This window comes from Acidovorax sp. GW835-FHT14G06 (assembly GCF_058793595.1).
Genome location: NZ_JBXAGA010000005.1, coordinates 331,738 through 346,283, shown reverse-complemented (window position 1 = coordinate 346,283; position 14,546 = coordinate 331,738). Strand labels below are relative to the sequence as shown.

Genomic DNA, 14,546 nt, shown 5'->3' with positions numbered 1-14,546 from the left:
GGCCGCGGGGTGCGTCCCCCTGAGGGGGAAGGCGCGCAGCGCCACAGGGGGCTCCTCAAGCCAACCAGCGCTTGCGCCGCTTGTAGCTTTTGACATCCTTGAAACTCTTGCGCTCGCCGCCGCCCACGCCCAGGTAGAACTCCTTGACGTCCTCGTTGTTGGCCAGGTCGCTTGCGGCGCCGTCCATCACCACGCGGCCGCTTTCCATGATGTAGCCGTAGTCCGAGTACTTGAGGGCCATGTTGGTGTTCTGCTCGGCCAGCAGGAAGGTGACCTTCTCCTTGGTGTTCAGGTCCTTCACGATGTTGAACACCTCCTCCACGATCTGTGGGGCCAGGCCCATCGATGGCTCGTCCAACAGCACCATGCTGGGGTTGGCCATGAGCGCGCGTCCGATGGCGCACATCTGCTGCTCGCCGCCCGACGTGTAGGCCGCCTGCGACGTGCGGCGGGTCTTGAGGCGCGGGAAGTAGTTGTAGACCTTCTCCAGGTTGGCCGCGATCTCGGCCTTGCTGGTGCGGGTGTAGCTGCCCGTCATCAGGTTCTCTTCAATCGTCAGGTGGGCAAAACAGTGCCGCCCCTCCATCACCTGCACCACGCCGCGCTGCACCAGGTCGGCAGGAGAGAGGTTTTCGATGCGCTCACCGCGCAGCTCGATGGAGCCCTTGGTGACCGCGCCGCGCTCGCCCTGCAGCAGGTTGGAGATGGCGCGCAGGGTCGTCGTCTTGCCCGCCCCGTTCCCCCCCAAGATGGCCACGATAGAGCCCTCGCGCACCTGCAGCGAGACGCCCTTGAGCACCAGGATCACATGGTTGTAGATGACCTCGATGCCGTTGACGTTGAGAACAATGTTGCTGTTGGAGTCCATGGTGTTGCCTTCCTGTACCAATCCAAAGGGTTGTTGCACAACCCTTTGGATTGGCGGCTGCCCCCGAGAGCGCAACCGCGAACCACTGGCCGTAAAAACCGTCGCAGCCCAAGCGAGGAACGCCGCGCAAGGGCCGCCCCGCCGCGCTGGCGTTGTCCCCCTTCCCGCAGCGCGCAGCGCTAAGAGAGAAGGGGGAAGCGGCAAAGCCGCTCTGGGGGATGTGCTTAGCTCTGGCAGTCCGCCGCATCCCGGCGCGTCATCTTCTTGTCCGCCAGGTACTTGTCCGCACCAGCCTTGACCATGGGCTTGAGGATCTGCTCATCGGCCTGGTACCAGTCGGACGAGAAGTTCCACTTGTTGCCGTCCCAGGTGTGCACGCGCGCCCAGGTGGAGCCCATGTGGTCGGCGCAGCTGGTGGACAGGGGACGCATCACGCCGCCAAAGCCCAGCGCGTCCAGCTTCTTCTGGTCCAGGGCCAGGTTTTCCATGCCCCAGCGCACTTGTTCGCCGGTCATGACCTTGCCCTTGCCAAAACGCTCCTGTGCGCGGCGCACCGATTCGACGGCCAGCATCTGGATGATCACGCCGCGGGTGTACAGCACCGAGCCCACTTCGTCCTTGGGACCCGTGCCCTGGCCCTTGTCGTGCACGTTTTTCAGGATGTCCTGGATCACCTTGGGCTGCTGGCCCGAGGTGTTCAGGGCCAGCGCGTTGTAGCCCTTGGCGCCTTCGCCCACGTCACGCACATCGGGCTCGGCACCAGCCCACCACACGCCGTACATCTTGTCGCGGGGGTAGCCGGTGGCCTGGGCTTCCTTCAGGGCGGTGGAGTTCATCACGCCCCAGCCCCACAGCAGCACGTAGTCGGGGCGGCTCTGGCGCACTTGCAGCCAGGTGGCCTTCTGCTCCACTCCGGGTGCGGTCACGGGCAGCATCTGCAGCTCAAAGCCGTGCATCTTGGCGCGCTCCTGCAGCAGCGGGATGGGCTCCTTGCCAAACGGGCTGTCGTGGTACACCAGCGCGATCTTCTTGCCCTTGAGCTTGTCCAGGCCGCCATTGGCCTTGCCGATGTGCTGGATCAGGATGTCGGCGCCGGTCCAGTAGCTGCCCATGAACGGGAAGTTCCACTTGAACGCCTGGCCGTCCTGCGCGACCGACAGGCCGTAGCCCAGCGTCATCAGCGGAATCTTGTCCACGGGGGCTTTTTCGGTCAGCGCAAACGTGATGCCGGTGGCCTGCGGGTCAAACAGCGACACGCCGGGGCGGCTCTTGAGGCGCTCATAGCATTCCACGCCACGGTCCGTGGCGTAGCCCGTTTCACATTCTTCAAAGGTCAGCTTCACACCATTGATGCCGCCGTCGCGGGCATTGATCATCTTGATGTAATCCTGCTTGCCGTTGGCCCATGGGACGCCGTTGGGCGCATAGGGACCGGTGCGGTACGACAGCAGCGGGAAGAACTGCTCCTTGGCTTGTGCGAAGGCGCTCGTCGCGATGGACGATACACCGGCAGCAACCACCGCAGCGGCGATCACGATTTTCGAAAGCTTCATGGATGTCTCCTTTGGATGAATGTGTTGAAGCACGGGGGAAAACAGAACAGATAGACAGTTAACGCGGCAATGCGACAGGGACGTATCGGGAATTGCGAGTAAGGGGTTTCCTGCAGCGTGGGCCTATCAATGCGGAAAGGGCCACAGACGCAGTTTTTGCTTGGCGGTGGACCACAGCTTGGCCAGGCCATGGGGTTCCACGATCAGGAACCACACGATCAGCGCTCCGAAGATCATCAGTTCGGCGTGCGAGACGCCCGCCGTGGACACCTCGATGCCAAAGAGTCCCATGAAGGCCGGCAGGAACTGGTTGAGCACGATGGGCAGCACCACGATGAAGGCCGCACCAAAGAAGCCGCCCATGATCGAGCCCAGCCCGCCGATGATCACCATGAACAGCAGGCGGAAGGAGATTTCCACCGAGAAGGCTGCTGGCTCCCACGCGCCCAGGTGCACAAAGGCCCACAGCGCACCGGCCATGCCCACGATGAACGAGCTGACCGCAAACGCGCTGAGCTTGGCGTACATGGGGCGGATGCCGATCACGGCGGCGGCGACGTCCATGTCGCGAATCGCCATCCACTCGCGGCCAATGGCGCCGCGCACCAGGTTCTTGGCCAGCAGGGCCACGATGACCAGCAACGCCAGGCAGAACAGGTATTTGCTGGTAGCGCTTTCGATGGGCATGCCAAGCACCTGCAGGTTGTTGACCGACACCGAGCCCGAGTCGGAGTTGTTGGTGAACCACTTGATGCGCAGGAACATCCAGTCGCTGAAGAACTGCGCGGCCAGCGTGGCCACGGCCAGGTACAGCCCCTTGACGCGCAGGCTGGGCAGCCCGAACAGGATGCCGAAGAACGTGGCGCACAGTCCGCCCAGGATCAGTGCCGGAATCAGCGGCATGCCCGGAAAGCGCACGAAGAAGTTGTAGGCGCCGTAGGCCCCCACGGCCATGAAGGCGCCCGAGCCCAGCGAGATCTGGCCGCAGTAGCCCACCAGGATATTCACCCCCAGGGCCGCCAGCGCCATGATGACGAAGGGGATCAGGATGGCGCGGAAGATGTAGTCGCTGGCCAGCATGGGCACGGCGATGAAGGCAATGGCCAGGATGATGCCGATGGCAATGCGGTCCTGCGCAATGGGGAAGATCTGCTGATCGGCGCGGTAGCTGGTCTTGAACTGGCCGTTTTCGCGGTAGAGCATGGAAGTCTCCTGTTCTTGTTGTTATGGGTTACACGCGGTCAATGATTTTTTCTCCAAACAAGCCTTGGGGCCTGAAGAGAAGAAACACCAGCGCCAGTACATACGCAAACCAGATCTCGATGCCCCCGCCCACGAATGGACCCAGGTACACCTCCGAGAGCTTCTCGCCCACGCCGATGATCAGCCCGCCGATGATGGCGCCGGGCACCGAGGTGAGGCCGCCCAGGATCACCACGGGCAGCGCACGCAGCGCCACGGTGGTCAGCGAGAACTGCACACCGAGCTTGCTGCCCCAGATCATCCCGGCCACCAGGGCCACGACACCGGCTACACACCACACGATCACCCAGATGCGGTTCAAAGGGATGCCGATGGATTGGGCCGCCTGGTGGTCGTCCGCCACGGCGCGCAGTGCGCGGCCGGTAGAGGTCTTCTGGAAGAACACCGACAGCAGTGCCACCAGCGCGGCGGCAATGGCCGCGGCAATCACGTCTTCCTTGTTGATCAGGATGCCGCCCTGGAACATGGACTCCAGGGCAAAGATGGGCTCCTTGGGCATGCCCACGTCGATCTTGTAGATGTCGCTGCCGAACAGCGTCTGACCCAGGCCTTCCATGAAGTAGGTGATGCCCAGTGTGGCCATGAGCAGCGTGGCGCCTTCCTGGTTCACCAGGTGGCGCAGCACCAGCTTTTCAATCAGCCAGGCCACTACGAACATGATGGCGCCCGCAATCACGAAGGCAGCCAGGTTGGCCACGATGGGGTTGTCGATGCCCGTCCACTTGGGGATCCATTCGGCAAAGCGGGCCATGGCCAGCGCTGCAAACAGCACCATGGCGCCCTGCGCAAAGTTGAACACGCCCGAGGCCTTGTAGATCAGCACAAAACCCAGCGCCACCAGCGAATACAGCATGCCGGCCATGAGGCCGCCGATCAGTGTTTCGAGAAAGAATGCCATGTGTTGTTCTCCTGATCAGTGCGACGTGCCGAGGTAGGCACTGATCACGTCTTCGTTGCTGCGCACTTCGTCGGGGCTGCCGTCGCCGATCTTCTTGCCATAGTCGAGCACCACCACGCGGTCGCTGATGTCCATCACCACGCCCATGTCGTGCTCGATCAGCACGATGGTGGTGCCGAACTCGTCGTTCACATCGAGGATGAAGCGGCACATGTCCTGCTTTTCTTCCACGTTCATGCCGGCCATGGGTTCATCGAGCAGCAGCACCTGTGGCTCCATGGCCAGGGCCCGGCCCAGGTCCACGCGCTTTTGCAGGCCGTAGGGCAGTTGGCCCACGGGGGTCTTGCGGTAGGCCTGGATTTCGAGGAAGTCGATGATGTGCTCGACGTACTCGCGGTGGCGGATTTCCTCGCGCTCGGCCGGGCCGATGCGCAGCGCCTGCATCAGCAGGTTGCTTTTGATCTTGAGGTTGCGGCCAGTCATGATGTTGTCGATCACGCTCATGCCCTTGAACAGCGCCAGGTTCTGGAAGGTGCGGGCCACGCCCATCTCGGCCACCTGGCGCGAGTTCATGTGGTCAAACGTCTTGCCCCGGAAGGTGATGGAGCCTTCGGACGGCGTGTACACGCCGTTGATGCAGTTGAGCATGGAGCTTTTGCCTGCGCCGTTGGGGCCGATGATGGCGCGGATCTCATGCTCTTTCACGTTGAACGAGATGTCGGTGAGTGCCTTCACGCCGCCAAACCGGAGGCTGATGTTCTTGACGTCGAGGATGACGTCGCCGATCTTTTTGGTGGTCATGGTGGGGGGCTTCTCCAGCGGGTACGGCGCGGGTTTCATGCGGCGCTCTTCACAGGCGCAAACGTCTTCGTGTCCGACAGCTTGAGCGTGGCGCTCACGCTGCCCGTGCGGCCGTCTTCAAACTTCACCTGGGTCTCGATGTACTGCTCTGTGCGGCCTGCGTACAGCGCATCGACCAGAACGCCATACTTGTCGGCAATGAAGCCCCGGCGGACCTTGTTGGTGCGCGTGAGCTCGCCGTCGTCGGCGTCCAGTTCCTTGTGCAGCACCAGGAAGCGGCTCACTTGGCTGCCGGCCAGCATGGCGTCGGTCGCCAGGTCGGCGTTGACCTTCTCGATGCACTCGCGGATCAGTTCATACACCTCGGGTTTTTGCGCCAGGTCGGTGTAGCCCGCATAGGGCAGGTTGCGGCGCTCGGCCCAGTTGCCCACGGCGTCGAAGTCGATATTGACCATCACGCAGACCTTCTCGCGCTTGTCGCCCAGTGCCACCACTTCCTTGATATGCGGGAAGAACTTGAGCTTGTTCTCCACATACTTGGGCGCAAACATGGCGCCGTCGTTGGCGCCGCCCATGATGCGGCCCACGTCCTTGACGCGGTCGATGATCTTGAGGTGGCCGTGCGCGTCCAGAAAGCCTGCATCGCTGGTGTGGTACCAGCCGTCGGCCGTCAGCACCTCGGCGGTGGCGGCGGGGTTCTTGTAGTACTCCTTGAGCAGGCCGGCGGACTTGACCAGGATCTCGCCGTTGTCTGCCACCTTGATCTCGACACCGCGGATCGGCACGCCCACGGTATCGGCGCGCGCCTGGTTGTCGGGCTGCAGGCAGACGAACACGGCGGTCTCGGTGGAGCCGTACAGCTGTTTCAAGTTGATGCCGATGGAGCGGTAGAACGTGAACAGGTCCGGCCCGATGGCCTCACCCGCCGTGTAGGCCACCCGCACGCGGCTGAAACCCAGGTTGTTGCGCAGAGGTCCGTACACCAGCAGGTTGCCCAGCGCGTACTTGATCTTGTCGATGGCGCTCACGGTCTCGCCGTCCATCAGCGCCGGGCCCACGCGCTTGGCCACCGACATGCAGGCCTCGAACATCTTGCGCTTCAGGGTACCCGCGTCTTCCATGCGGATCATCACGCTGGTCAGCAGGCCTTCAAAAATGCGGGGCGGTGCGAAGTAGTAGGTGGGCCCCACTTCTTTCAGGTCGATGGTCACGGTGCTGGCCGACTCGGGACAGTTGACCACGTAGCCGCAGGCCAGCCACTGCGCGTAGCTGAAGATGTTCTGGCCGATCCAGGCCGGCGGCAGGTAGGCCAGCACTTCCTCGCTGCTGGTGAGCTTGTCGAATTCGGCACCGGCAGAAGCGCGGTCGAGCAGGGTGCTGTGCGTGTGCACCACGCCCTTGGGGTTGCCGGTGGTGCCCGAGGTGAAGAACATCGCTGCCACGTCGCCCGGCTGCACCTTGGCCACCTCGGCCTTGAACCAACCGGGGTTCTTCGCCGCAAACGCCTTGCCAGCCTCGATCAGCGCGTCCAGCGCGGCGAGGCCCGGCTCTGCGTAATTGCGCAGGCCACGCGGGTCGTCAAAGTAGATGTTGGAGATCTGCGGGCATTGCTCGCGGATTTCGAGCAGCTTGTCCACCTGTTCCTGGTCTTCCACCAGGCAAAAGCGCACCTCGGCGTTGTTGAGCGGGAAGATGCATTCGGCGGCCACCGCGTCCTGGTACAGCGGCACGGGGATGGCGCCCAGCGACTGGGCGGCCAGCATGGTGGCGTACAGGCGTGGGCGATTCGCGCCCACCACCACCATGTGTTCCTGGCGTTTCAGGCCCGCCAGGTGCAGGCCGGCCGCCACCTGTTCCACCAGGCGCACCAGGTCGGCCCAGCTGTGGGTTTGCCAGATGCCATATTCTTTTTCGCGCAGGGCCGGGGCATTGGGGCGCTCGGCGGCGTGCTTGAGCAGCAGTTGCGGGAACGTGGTCAACATTGCAGGTTCCTGAAAGTGAGAAGGTGTCAGCCCGGTGACTGCCGGGCGCGCAAGCTTGTGTTTGCGTGTTGGGTCCGATGCTAGGACGCACTTTGACGTTATCTTGTCTTTCTGACGACAATTTAAGGGAAACTACCTGTCGGGTTAAACCCTGCCTCGGCCCGGCGGTATGCTTGTTCGCATGTACGCCCCGTTCTTCGGCCTCCAGCATCCGCCGTTCTCCATTGCCCCCGACCCCCGCTACCTGTTCATGAGCGAGCGTCACCGCGAGGCGCTGGCGCATCTGCTGTATGGCCTGGACGCAGGCGGCGGTTTTGTGCTGCTCACCGGCGAGGTGGGCGCTGGCAAGACCACGGTGTGCCGCTGTTTTCTGGAACAGATCCCGCCGCACTGCAATGTGGCCTATATCTTCAACCCCAAGCTCACGGTGGGTGAGCTGTTGCGCTCCATTTGCGATGAGTTTGGTGTGCCCCACCAGCCCTCGGTGGCAGGGGTGGAGACGGTCAAGGATTACATCGACCCGCTCAACGCCTCGCTGCTGGCGGCGCATGGCGCCGGGCGCAATACGGTGCTGATCATCGATGAGGCGCAGAACCTGTCGGCCGACGTGCTGGAGCAGCTGCGCCTTTTGACCAACCTGGAAACCAGCGAGCGCAAGCTGCTGCAGATCATCCTCATCGGCCAGCCCGAGCTGCGCACCATGGTTGCCAGCCCTGCCCTGGAGCAACTGGCCCAGCGGGTGATTGCGCGCTTTCACCTCGATGCGCTGAGCGCGCAGGAAACCCAGCAGTACATTGCCCACCGCCTGGCCGTGGCGGGCCTGCAAGGGCCGCTGCCGTTCAGCCGGAGTGCCATCCGGCGGGTGCATGCGCTGTCGCGCGGCATTCCCCGGCGCATCAACCTGCTGTGCGACCGGGCGCTGCTGGGCGCCTATGCCGCCGGTGTGCGCGAGGTCAGCGCCCGCATCGTCCAGCGCGCGGCGAGTGAGGTGTTTGATGCGCCCGCGTCGGCTGCTGCCGCGCGCAACGCCCGGGGCCTGTGGCCGCGCTGGGCGGTGGCGGGCCTGGGCGTGGTGGCGGGGGCAGCCCTGGTGGCGGGCGGCTGGGCACTGGGTAGCTGGCCGCAATGGTCTCGGCAAGGCGCCGTGTCATCGACGGTGTCTGCAGGCGCTATGGCCAGCAAAACGCCAGCCAGCGCGCCACCCAGCAGTGCTGCGAGCACAGCGGTGGTAACAACGCCCCCGGCCCCTGCGGCAGGGGCCTCGGCTCCGCGTGGGGTAGCTCCGTTGGCCCTCACGGATTTGCAGCAGTTTGTGTCCACGCTGCCGTCCAGCGACGCTGCCGCCTGGCAGGCGCTGGCCTTGGCCTGGGGTGCCAGTGTGGCCGACGGCGCCGACGCCTGCGCGGCATTGCCCCGCGACGGCCTGCGCTGCTACCGCAACCGCCGCGCGGGCCTGAACCTGGTGCGGCAGATCGACCGTCCGGTGCTGCTCACGCTGTTCCCGTCCGAAGAGGGCGACGTGGCGGTTTCGGCCGTGCTGCGCCGCCTGGACGGCGACACGGCCACGCTGGAAGGCGGGGGCCGCACGGTGCGTGTGCCTGTGGCCGAGCTGGCCCAGGTGTGGCGCGGCGACATCGCCACGCTGTGGCGCACGCCGCCCGACATGCCCGACAAGGGCGACCTGGCGGAGACCCCCGCTGGCGCCGCCTGGCTGGACCAGCAACTGGCCACGGCTGCAGCCGGGGGCACGCGGGCTGCCTTACCTGCAGCCGGCCGCGCGACCACGCCGGCCCAGCGCCAGTCCCGCATCCAGCGCTTCCAGCTGGCCCAGGGGGTGACCCCGGACGGCCGGGCGGGCCCCTTGACCCTCATGCTGCTCAACCGTGTCAACGGCGTGAGCGAACCGCGCTTGCGCACCGGAGGCTGAACCCAGTGTCTTACATCCTTGATGCGCTGCGGCGCGCAGAAGCTGAGCGCGGCCGTGGCGCTGTGCCCGGCATCCATACCCCGGCGGTGCCTGTCCCCGGTGCCGTGCCGGTGGCAGGGCGATCGGCCATCAGCCCGGTGCTGGTGGCCGTGGCGGTGGTGGTTGTGGCTGCTGTGGCGGCCGGTGGTACTTGGTGGTTTATGCAGCGGCCGGTGCCTGCGGGCGCAGTCGTGGTCGCCGCAGCGCCCGCTACCCCCGCTGCTGTAGCTCCGTCCGTGCCTGCGGTGGCGTCCATAGCGCCGCCCGCAGCGCCAGCGGCTGTCGTGGCCTCCCCGGAACCGGCCCCTGCCGTGGTGGCGGCGGTAACGCCGCCTCCGGCGCCAGCGCCCCGCGCCGCGGCACCGCAGCGGGAGCGGCCTGCGCCCGTGCCCAGTTCCTCCGTGGCGCCGCGCCCCCCCGCCACAGTCCCCGAACGGTCACGCCCTGCAGAGCCTGCCCCCCGCGAGCGCGCGCCAGCGGCCCCAGCGCCGCGTGTACCCGACATGGCTGCTGCCAGTCCCGCTCCCACAGCGGCACCGGTAGCTACGGGCACCGTGTTTGCCCAGGCCGACCTGCCCGAGGCCGTGCGGGCGCAGTTGCCGTCGCTCAAAATTTCTGGCGTCACCTATTCCAGCAACCCGGTGTACCGCATGGCCATCGTCAACGGGCAAGTGCTGCACGAGGGCGATCCGGCCGGGCCGGGCCTGCTGCTGGAAAAGATCGAGCCGGGCCGCACCATCTGGTCGTTCAAGGGCTACCGGTACGGGCTGGCTTCGCAATAGCAGAATTTGGGCGAAATCGGCCGGTAGCGCTAGTGCAATATGCGTCGATAGCTATTTATTTGGTAGCAATTGTGCGGGCATCCGCTGAGCCATCTGCGCCGCTCACATCTGCGCAGAACTGGCGTGACCCGAGGCTATCGCAAGAACCGCCCGTCGCGCCCCACCAGCGTGAGCTCCACAAAGCGCGAGGCGTTGCGGTCGGGTGTGCTGGCGCTGATCTCGAAACCGCCCAGATCCCACTTTTTCAGGTTCCAGGTGGCGTCGATGAAGGCCGCACGCGTGGGGTTGCGGCCTGCACGCTGCAGGGCCTCGGCAAAGACCCGGGCATTGATGTAGCCCTCCAGCGCCAGGTGCGAGGGCTCGGCCGTGGCGCCCGATGCCTTCCAGGCCGCCTGGAACTCGCGCACCACGGGCATCACTACGTTGGAGGGCAGGGGCACCACCTGCGAAATTGCCATGCCGGTGGCATCCGCACCCAGGGCCTTGACGGTGGCCGGGGTGCCCATGACCGACAGCGCGTACAGCGTCACGCCGCGCTTGAGCGCGCGGAACGCCTTCACAAACTCCAGCGTGGGCTTGCCCGCCAGGCCAATCACGATGGCCTCCAGGTTGCCGCTGGCCAGTTTGGTGGCAGCGCTGCCCGCGTCCGAGGCGTTGTTCTCGACCGTCACTGTGACGGCCTCGGGCAGTTTGAGCCGGTCCATGGACTGCTTGGCCGCGTTGAACACCTCTTTGCCGAACGAGTTGTTCTGATAGACGATGCCGATGCGCTGGATGCCGATGGTGGACAGGTGCTGCACCAGCTTTTCTGCCTCGTCGGCATAGCTGGCGCGGATGTTGAACACGTTGCGGGCGTTCTTGGTGCGGCTGAGCTGCGCGCCGGTGAAGGGCGCAAAAAACGGAATGCCGCTGTCGATCACCTTGGGCAGCATGGCGTCGATCATGGGCGTGCCCATGCAGTTGAACAGCGCAAAGTACCCTGGGTCGGCCAGAAACTGCTCCACGTTGGCCAGCGCCTTGGGCACGTCGTAGGTGTCATCCTGGGTGACGAGTTCAATGGCCTTGCCATGCACGCCGCCGCGCGCATTGATGCCTGCAAAGGCGGCCTTGGCGCCCTGGTGCATGGCCGACCCCAGGTCGCCCAGCGGGCCGGTGAGGGCGGTGGACTGCGCGATCTTGACAGCGCCCTCCTGCGCGCGGGCGGCGCCACTCCAGCCCAGCCCGGGCAGGCCGACGGCCGCTGCAGTGGCGGCTGCGGCGGCCAGCACCTGGCGACGGGCCAAGGGGCGTGGGGCGGTTTGCGCAGGTTCGATGATGCGGGCGGTGGTGGAAGGGTGTTGGGTCATGGTGCTTGTCTCCTCGGGGGCTGCGGCCTTGTGCAGCCGGGGCGCGAGGCGACATCATCCTGTCACGATTGGCATTTTTTTGTCGGTCTGGCGACAATTGGGGTCGTGGTATTCCCGCATCCCTTGACGGCTGCGGGCGGCCCTTTTTCGTGAGAACCTTTGCGCCATGGACCCACGCACCCACCAGGACCTGTCGCTGCACCAGCGGCGCCGTTCGCCCACGCCGCAGGAGCTGGATGGCATTCCGTGGCTCAACTTGCTGCTGCCCGCCGAGCGAGAGCGCGCCGTGGCCTCGTTGCTGGTGGGTGATGCCAAGGCGGGCGACTATGTGTGCCGCGTGGGGCGCCCGGTCACCTACTGGTTTGGTGTGGTGGAGGGCCTGCTCAAGATGAGCACGGACAACGCCCAGGGCCAGACCATGACCTATGCAGGCCTGCCACCCGGCGGCTGGTTTGGCGAGGGCACCACCATCAAGCGCGAGCCCTACCGCTACAACATCCAGGCGTTGCGCAAAAGCGTGGTGGCCGGGCTGCCGATTGACAGTTTCCATTGGCTGCTGGACCACTCCATCGGCTTCAACCGCTTTGTGATGAACCAGCTCAACGAGCGCCTGGGCCAGTTCATTGCAGCCCGCGAGATCGACCGCCTGAACAACCCCGATGTGCGCGTGGCGCGCAGCCTGGCGTCGCTGTTCAACCCCGTGCTGTACCCGGGCGTGGGCGAGGTGCTGCGCATCACGCAGCAGGAGCTGGCTTATCTGGTGGGGTTGTCGCGCCAGCGGGTGAACGAGGCGCTGGCGGCGCTGGAGGCGCAGGGGGCGATCCGGGTGGAGTACGGCGGCCTGCGGGTGCTGGACCTGGCGGCGCTGCGGTCCAGTGTGACTGCCCCCTGAGGCGCTGTGCGCCTTCGCCCTGAGGGGACGACGCCCTCGCAGCGGGGCGGCTGTTGCTTGGCATCCCGGGCGTGGAACGCGCCCGATTGAAAGTCCAGTTAGCTACGCGGCAGTGCGGGAGCGCGGGATGTGGCTGAGGCCAGGTGGCGCGGAGCCGCCGCGCGCGTTGGCGCTGGCACCGCCATGGGCGATGCAGAGGGGGAGGCCGTGCCCCAGCTGTTATCGTCGCCCCCGTCGCGCGTCAGGCGGAAGGTGCCCACCATCTGCGTCAGGCGCCCGGCCTGGTCCTTGAGGCTGTCGGCAGCGGCTGCGCCTTCTTCCACCAATGCGGCGTTTTGCTGGGTCATCTCTTCCAGCGCACCCACCGACTGGCTCACATGCCCGATGCGCTGGCTTTGCTCCTGCGTGGCCGCCGTGATCTCGCCCATGATGTCGGACACGCGGCGCACCGACTGCACCAGTTCTTCAATGGTCTTGCCGGCGTGGTTGACGAGCGTGCTGCCCTCTTGCACCTGGTCCACGCTGGTACCGATCAGTGCCTTGATCTCGCGCGCTGCATTGGCCGAGCGGCCCGCCAGATTGCGCACCTCGCCCGCCACCACGGCAAAGCCCCGGCCCTGCTCGCCCGCGCGGGCGGCCTCCACAGCCGCATTCAGCGCCAGGATGTTGGTCTGGAAGGCGATGCCGTCGATCACACTGATGATGTCGGCGATCTTGCGCGAGCTGGCGCTGATGGTGTCCATGGTGCGGACCACCTGCGACACCACCTCGCCGCCACGTGTTGCGGCATCGGACGCGGTGGACGCGAGCTGGTTGGCCTGGCGGGCCGAGTCCGCGCTTTGCGACACCGTGCCGGTCAGGTCCACCAGCGCCGACGCGGCGCCCTGCAGGTTGTGCGAGGTCTGTTCGGTGCGCTGGCTCAGGTCCAGGTTGCCAGAGGCCACCTCGGAGCTGGCCACCAGGATGGAGTCGGCAGTCTGGCCGATCTCGCCCACCAGGGTGCGCAGGCGCTCTTGCATGGCGGCGATGGCTTCGAGCAGACGACCCGTCTCGTCGTGGATGCGCACTTCAACTTGCGAGGTGAGGTCGCCGCGCGCAATGCGCTCGGCCACCACCACCGCGCGGCCAATGGGTGCGGTGATGCTGGCCGTGATGCGCCAGGCAATCAGCGCGCCCAGGCCAATCGCCAGCAGTACCAGCAGCCCGCCCACCATCCGGGCGCTGCTCTGGGTTTGCTCTGCAGAGGCCGTGGCTTCGGCGTTCAGGGTGTTCTGCAGCTCGATCAGCTCGCGCAGCTTGGCGCGCCAAGCGGTTTCTGCGGGGGCCACGCGCGTCATCAGTGCCAGGGTGGCGCTCACGGTGTCGCCGTCGTCAGCGGCCTTGATGGCACTGTCGAGCTCGGGGCGGGTCTTGCCGCCCAGGGCCTGCACCTCGCCCAGCAGCTTGAGTTCTGCGGCGGTGGCGGTGGCGGGGGTGAGCAGCTGGGTCAAAGCGGCTTCTTGCGTGGCGTATTCCTTGAGCGTCTTGCCCACGGCCACGATCTGCTCGCGCGCCTGCTTGGGGTCGATGTCGTTGAGCATGGCGGCCGAGCGGCTCTGGATGCCGATGGCGCTCACGCTCTCCAGCATGCCGTTGACCAGCTTGGCTTTGTTCGCGCCCACGCCGGTGATCTGAATCATCTGATCGTGCACTTTGCCCACGGACAGCTGGCCCACTGCCGCCACCGCGACCAGGAGCACCAGCATGCAGCCAAACCCCAGGCTGAGCCGGCTGGAGATCGACAGGGATTTGAGGGTGGAAGCAGCCGACATGGGGGTCCTTGGGTATCGAAAAGGATCAAAGCGTGATCAAACGGGGGCCTCTGCGCAAAGCAATAACGGTGCCCACCGGCCTCATCGCGCCCGCTGAGCAGGCGCTGGGGTCGGTGCAGTGTAGGCAATAACAACAAAATGTGTCATGAGCGTTGAGGATGGTCCCATGCCCGATCTGCATAGCTGTATTTGTTACAAATGCAGCCATGCACAACCCTGGTGCGCTGGCGCCAAAGTGCAACAGAAGGTGGTTCGCAAACTATCGATAAAAACGCTATTGATGCAGGTAATGCGTGCTCACGTTGCTATCAAAAACAAAGTGAATACAGGGCTTGGGGTTTGCCCTTGCATCTGCCACGGGAGCAACCGATCAGGTATAAACCT

General features: G+C 65.4%; 11 protein-coding genes. 3 read left to right on the top strand and 8 right to left on the bottom strand.

What is annotated here, in order from left to right; genetic code table 11:
• Positions 1-55 precede the first annotated feature (55 nt).
• From AC1Q64_RS11010 to AC1Q64_RS10985, 6 genes are all read right to left on the bottom strand, one after another.
• Positions 56-868, bottom strand: coding sequence for an ABC transporter ATP-binding protein (locus AC1Q64_RS11010; RefSeq protein ID WP_056060067.1), 813 nt, complete (start codon positions 866-868; stop codon positions 56-58).
• A gap of 224 nt (positions 869-1,092) precedes the next feature.
• Positions 1,093-2,421: an ABC transporter substrate-binding protein gene (locus tag AC1Q64_RS11005; protein WP_492251347.1), complete on the bottom strand. Its 1,329-nt coding sequence runs from the start codon at positions 2,419-2,421 to the stop codon at positions 1,093-1,095.
• A gap of 126 nt (positions 2,422-2,547) precedes the next feature.
• Positions 2,548-3,624 (bottom strand): branched-chain amino acid ABC transporter permease, encoded by a 1,077-nt coding sequence (locus tag AC1Q64_RS11000; RefSeq protein WP_056059708.1) that lies wholly within the window; start codon positions 3,622-3,624, stop codon positions 2,548-2,550.
• A 28-nt stretch (positions 3,625-3,652) separates the two neighbouring features.
• Positions 3,653-4,582 (bottom strand): branched-chain amino acid ABC transporter permease, encoded by a 930-nt coding sequence (locus tag AC1Q64_RS10995; RefSeq protein ID WP_274107406.1) that lies wholly within the window; start codon positions 4,580-4,582, stop codon positions 3,653-3,655.
• Between the two features lie 15 nt (positions 4,583-4,597).
• Complete coding sequence (locus tag AC1Q64_RS10990) at positions 4,598-5,383, bottom strand: ABC transporter ATP-binding protein (protein WP_056060064.1); 786 nt, start codon at positions 5,381-5,383, stop codon at positions 4,598-4,600.
• A gap of 35 nt (positions 5,384-5,418) precedes the next feature.
• Positions 5,419-7,365 carry an AMP-dependent synthetase/ligase gene (locus AC1Q64_RS10985; protein ID WP_492251346.1) on the bottom strand — a complete coding sequence of 649 codons (1,947 nt, stop codon included), beginning with the start codon at positions 7,363-7,365 and terminating at the stop codon, positions 5,419-5,421.
• 181 nt (positions 7,366-7,546) lie between these two features.
• Here AC1Q64_RS10985 and AC1Q64_RS10980 point away from each other — a divergent pair, with 181 nt between their 5' ends.
• A complete protein-coding gene (locus AC1Q64_RS10980; RefSeq protein ID WP_492251423.1) occupies positions 7,547-9,292 on the top strand; it encodes an ExeA family protein in 1,746 nt (581 codons plus the stop codon).
• A 5-nt stretch (positions 9,293-9,297) separates the two neighbouring features.
• Positions 9,298-10,113, top strand: coding sequence for a general secretion pathway protein GspB (locus tag AC1Q64_RS10975; protein ID WP_492251345.1), 816 nt, complete (start codon positions 9,298-9,300; stop codon positions 10,111-10,113).
• Positions 10,114-10,247: 134 nt separating this feature from the next.
• On the opposite strand, the gene AC1Q64_RS10970 is transcribed toward AC1Q64_RS10975, so the two are convergent.
• Positions 10,248-11,459, bottom strand: a complete 1,212-nt coding sequence (locus AC1Q64_RS10970; RefSeq protein ID WP_492251344.1) for an ABC transporter substrate-binding protein — start codon at positions 11,457-11,459, stop codon at positions 10,248-10,250.
• A gap of 166 nt (positions 11,460-11,625) precedes the next feature.
• Between AC1Q64_RS10970 and AC1Q64_RS10965 the strand changes: the two genes are divergently transcribed.
• A complete protein-coding gene (locus AC1Q64_RS10965) occupies positions 11,626-12,351 on the top strand; it encodes a Crp/Fnr family transcriptional regulator (RefSeq protein ID WP_492251343.1) in 726 nt (241 codons plus the stop codon).
• A gap of 98 nt (positions 12,352-12,449) precedes the next feature.
• On the opposite strand, the gene AC1Q64_RS10960 is transcribed toward AC1Q64_RS10965, so the two are convergent.
• The gene (locus AC1Q64_RS10960) at positions 12,450-14,162 is read right to left on the bottom strand and encodes a methyl-accepting chemotaxis protein (RefSeq protein ID WP_291435439.1); all 1,713 of its coding nucleotides are present in this window, start codon (positions 14,160-14,162) and stop codon (positions 12,450-12,452) included.
• Between the last annotated feature and the right edge of the window lie 384 nt (positions 14,163-14,546).

Coding starts and splice junctions, on each gene's coding strand:
- AC1Q64_RS10980 (WP_492251423.1), top strand. CDS start 7,547: ATGTACGCCCCGTTCTTCGGCCTCCAGCATCCGCCGTTCTCCATTGCC.
- AC1Q64_RS10970 (WP_492251344.1), bottom strand. CDS start 11,459: ATGACCCAACACCCTTCCACCACCGCCCGCATCATCGAACCTGCGCAA.
- AC1Q64_RS11010 (WP_056060067.1), bottom strand. CDS start 868: ATGGACTCCAACAGCAACATTGTTCTCAACGTCAACGGCATCGAGGTC.
- AC1Q64_RS11005 (WP_492251347.1), bottom strand. CDS start 2,421: ATGAAGCTTTCGAAAATCGTGATCGCCGCTGCGGTGGTTGCTGCCGGT.
- AC1Q64_RS10965 (WP_492251343.1), top strand. CDS start 11,626: ATGGACCCACGCACCCACCAGGACCTGTCGCTGCACCAGCGGCGCCGT.
- AC1Q64_RS11000 (WP_056059708.1), bottom strand. CDS start 3,624: ATGCTCTACCGCGAAAACGGCCAGTTCAAGACCAGCTACCGCGCCGAT.
- AC1Q64_RS10985 (WP_492251346.1), bottom strand. CDS start 7,365: ATGTTGACCACGTTCCCGCAACTGCTGCTCAAGCACGCCGCCGAGCGC.
- AC1Q64_RS10995 (WP_274107406.1), bottom strand. CDS start 4,582: ATGGCATTCTTTCTCGAAACACTGATCGGCGGCCTCATGGCCGGCATG.
- AC1Q64_RS10990 (WP_056060064.1), bottom strand. CDS start 5,383: ATGACCACCAAAAAGATCGGCGACGTCATCCTCGACGTCAAGAACATC.
- AC1Q64_RS10960 (WP_291435439.1), bottom strand. CDS start 14,162: ATGTCGGCTGCTTCCACCCTCAAATCCCTGTCGATCTCCAGCCGGCTC.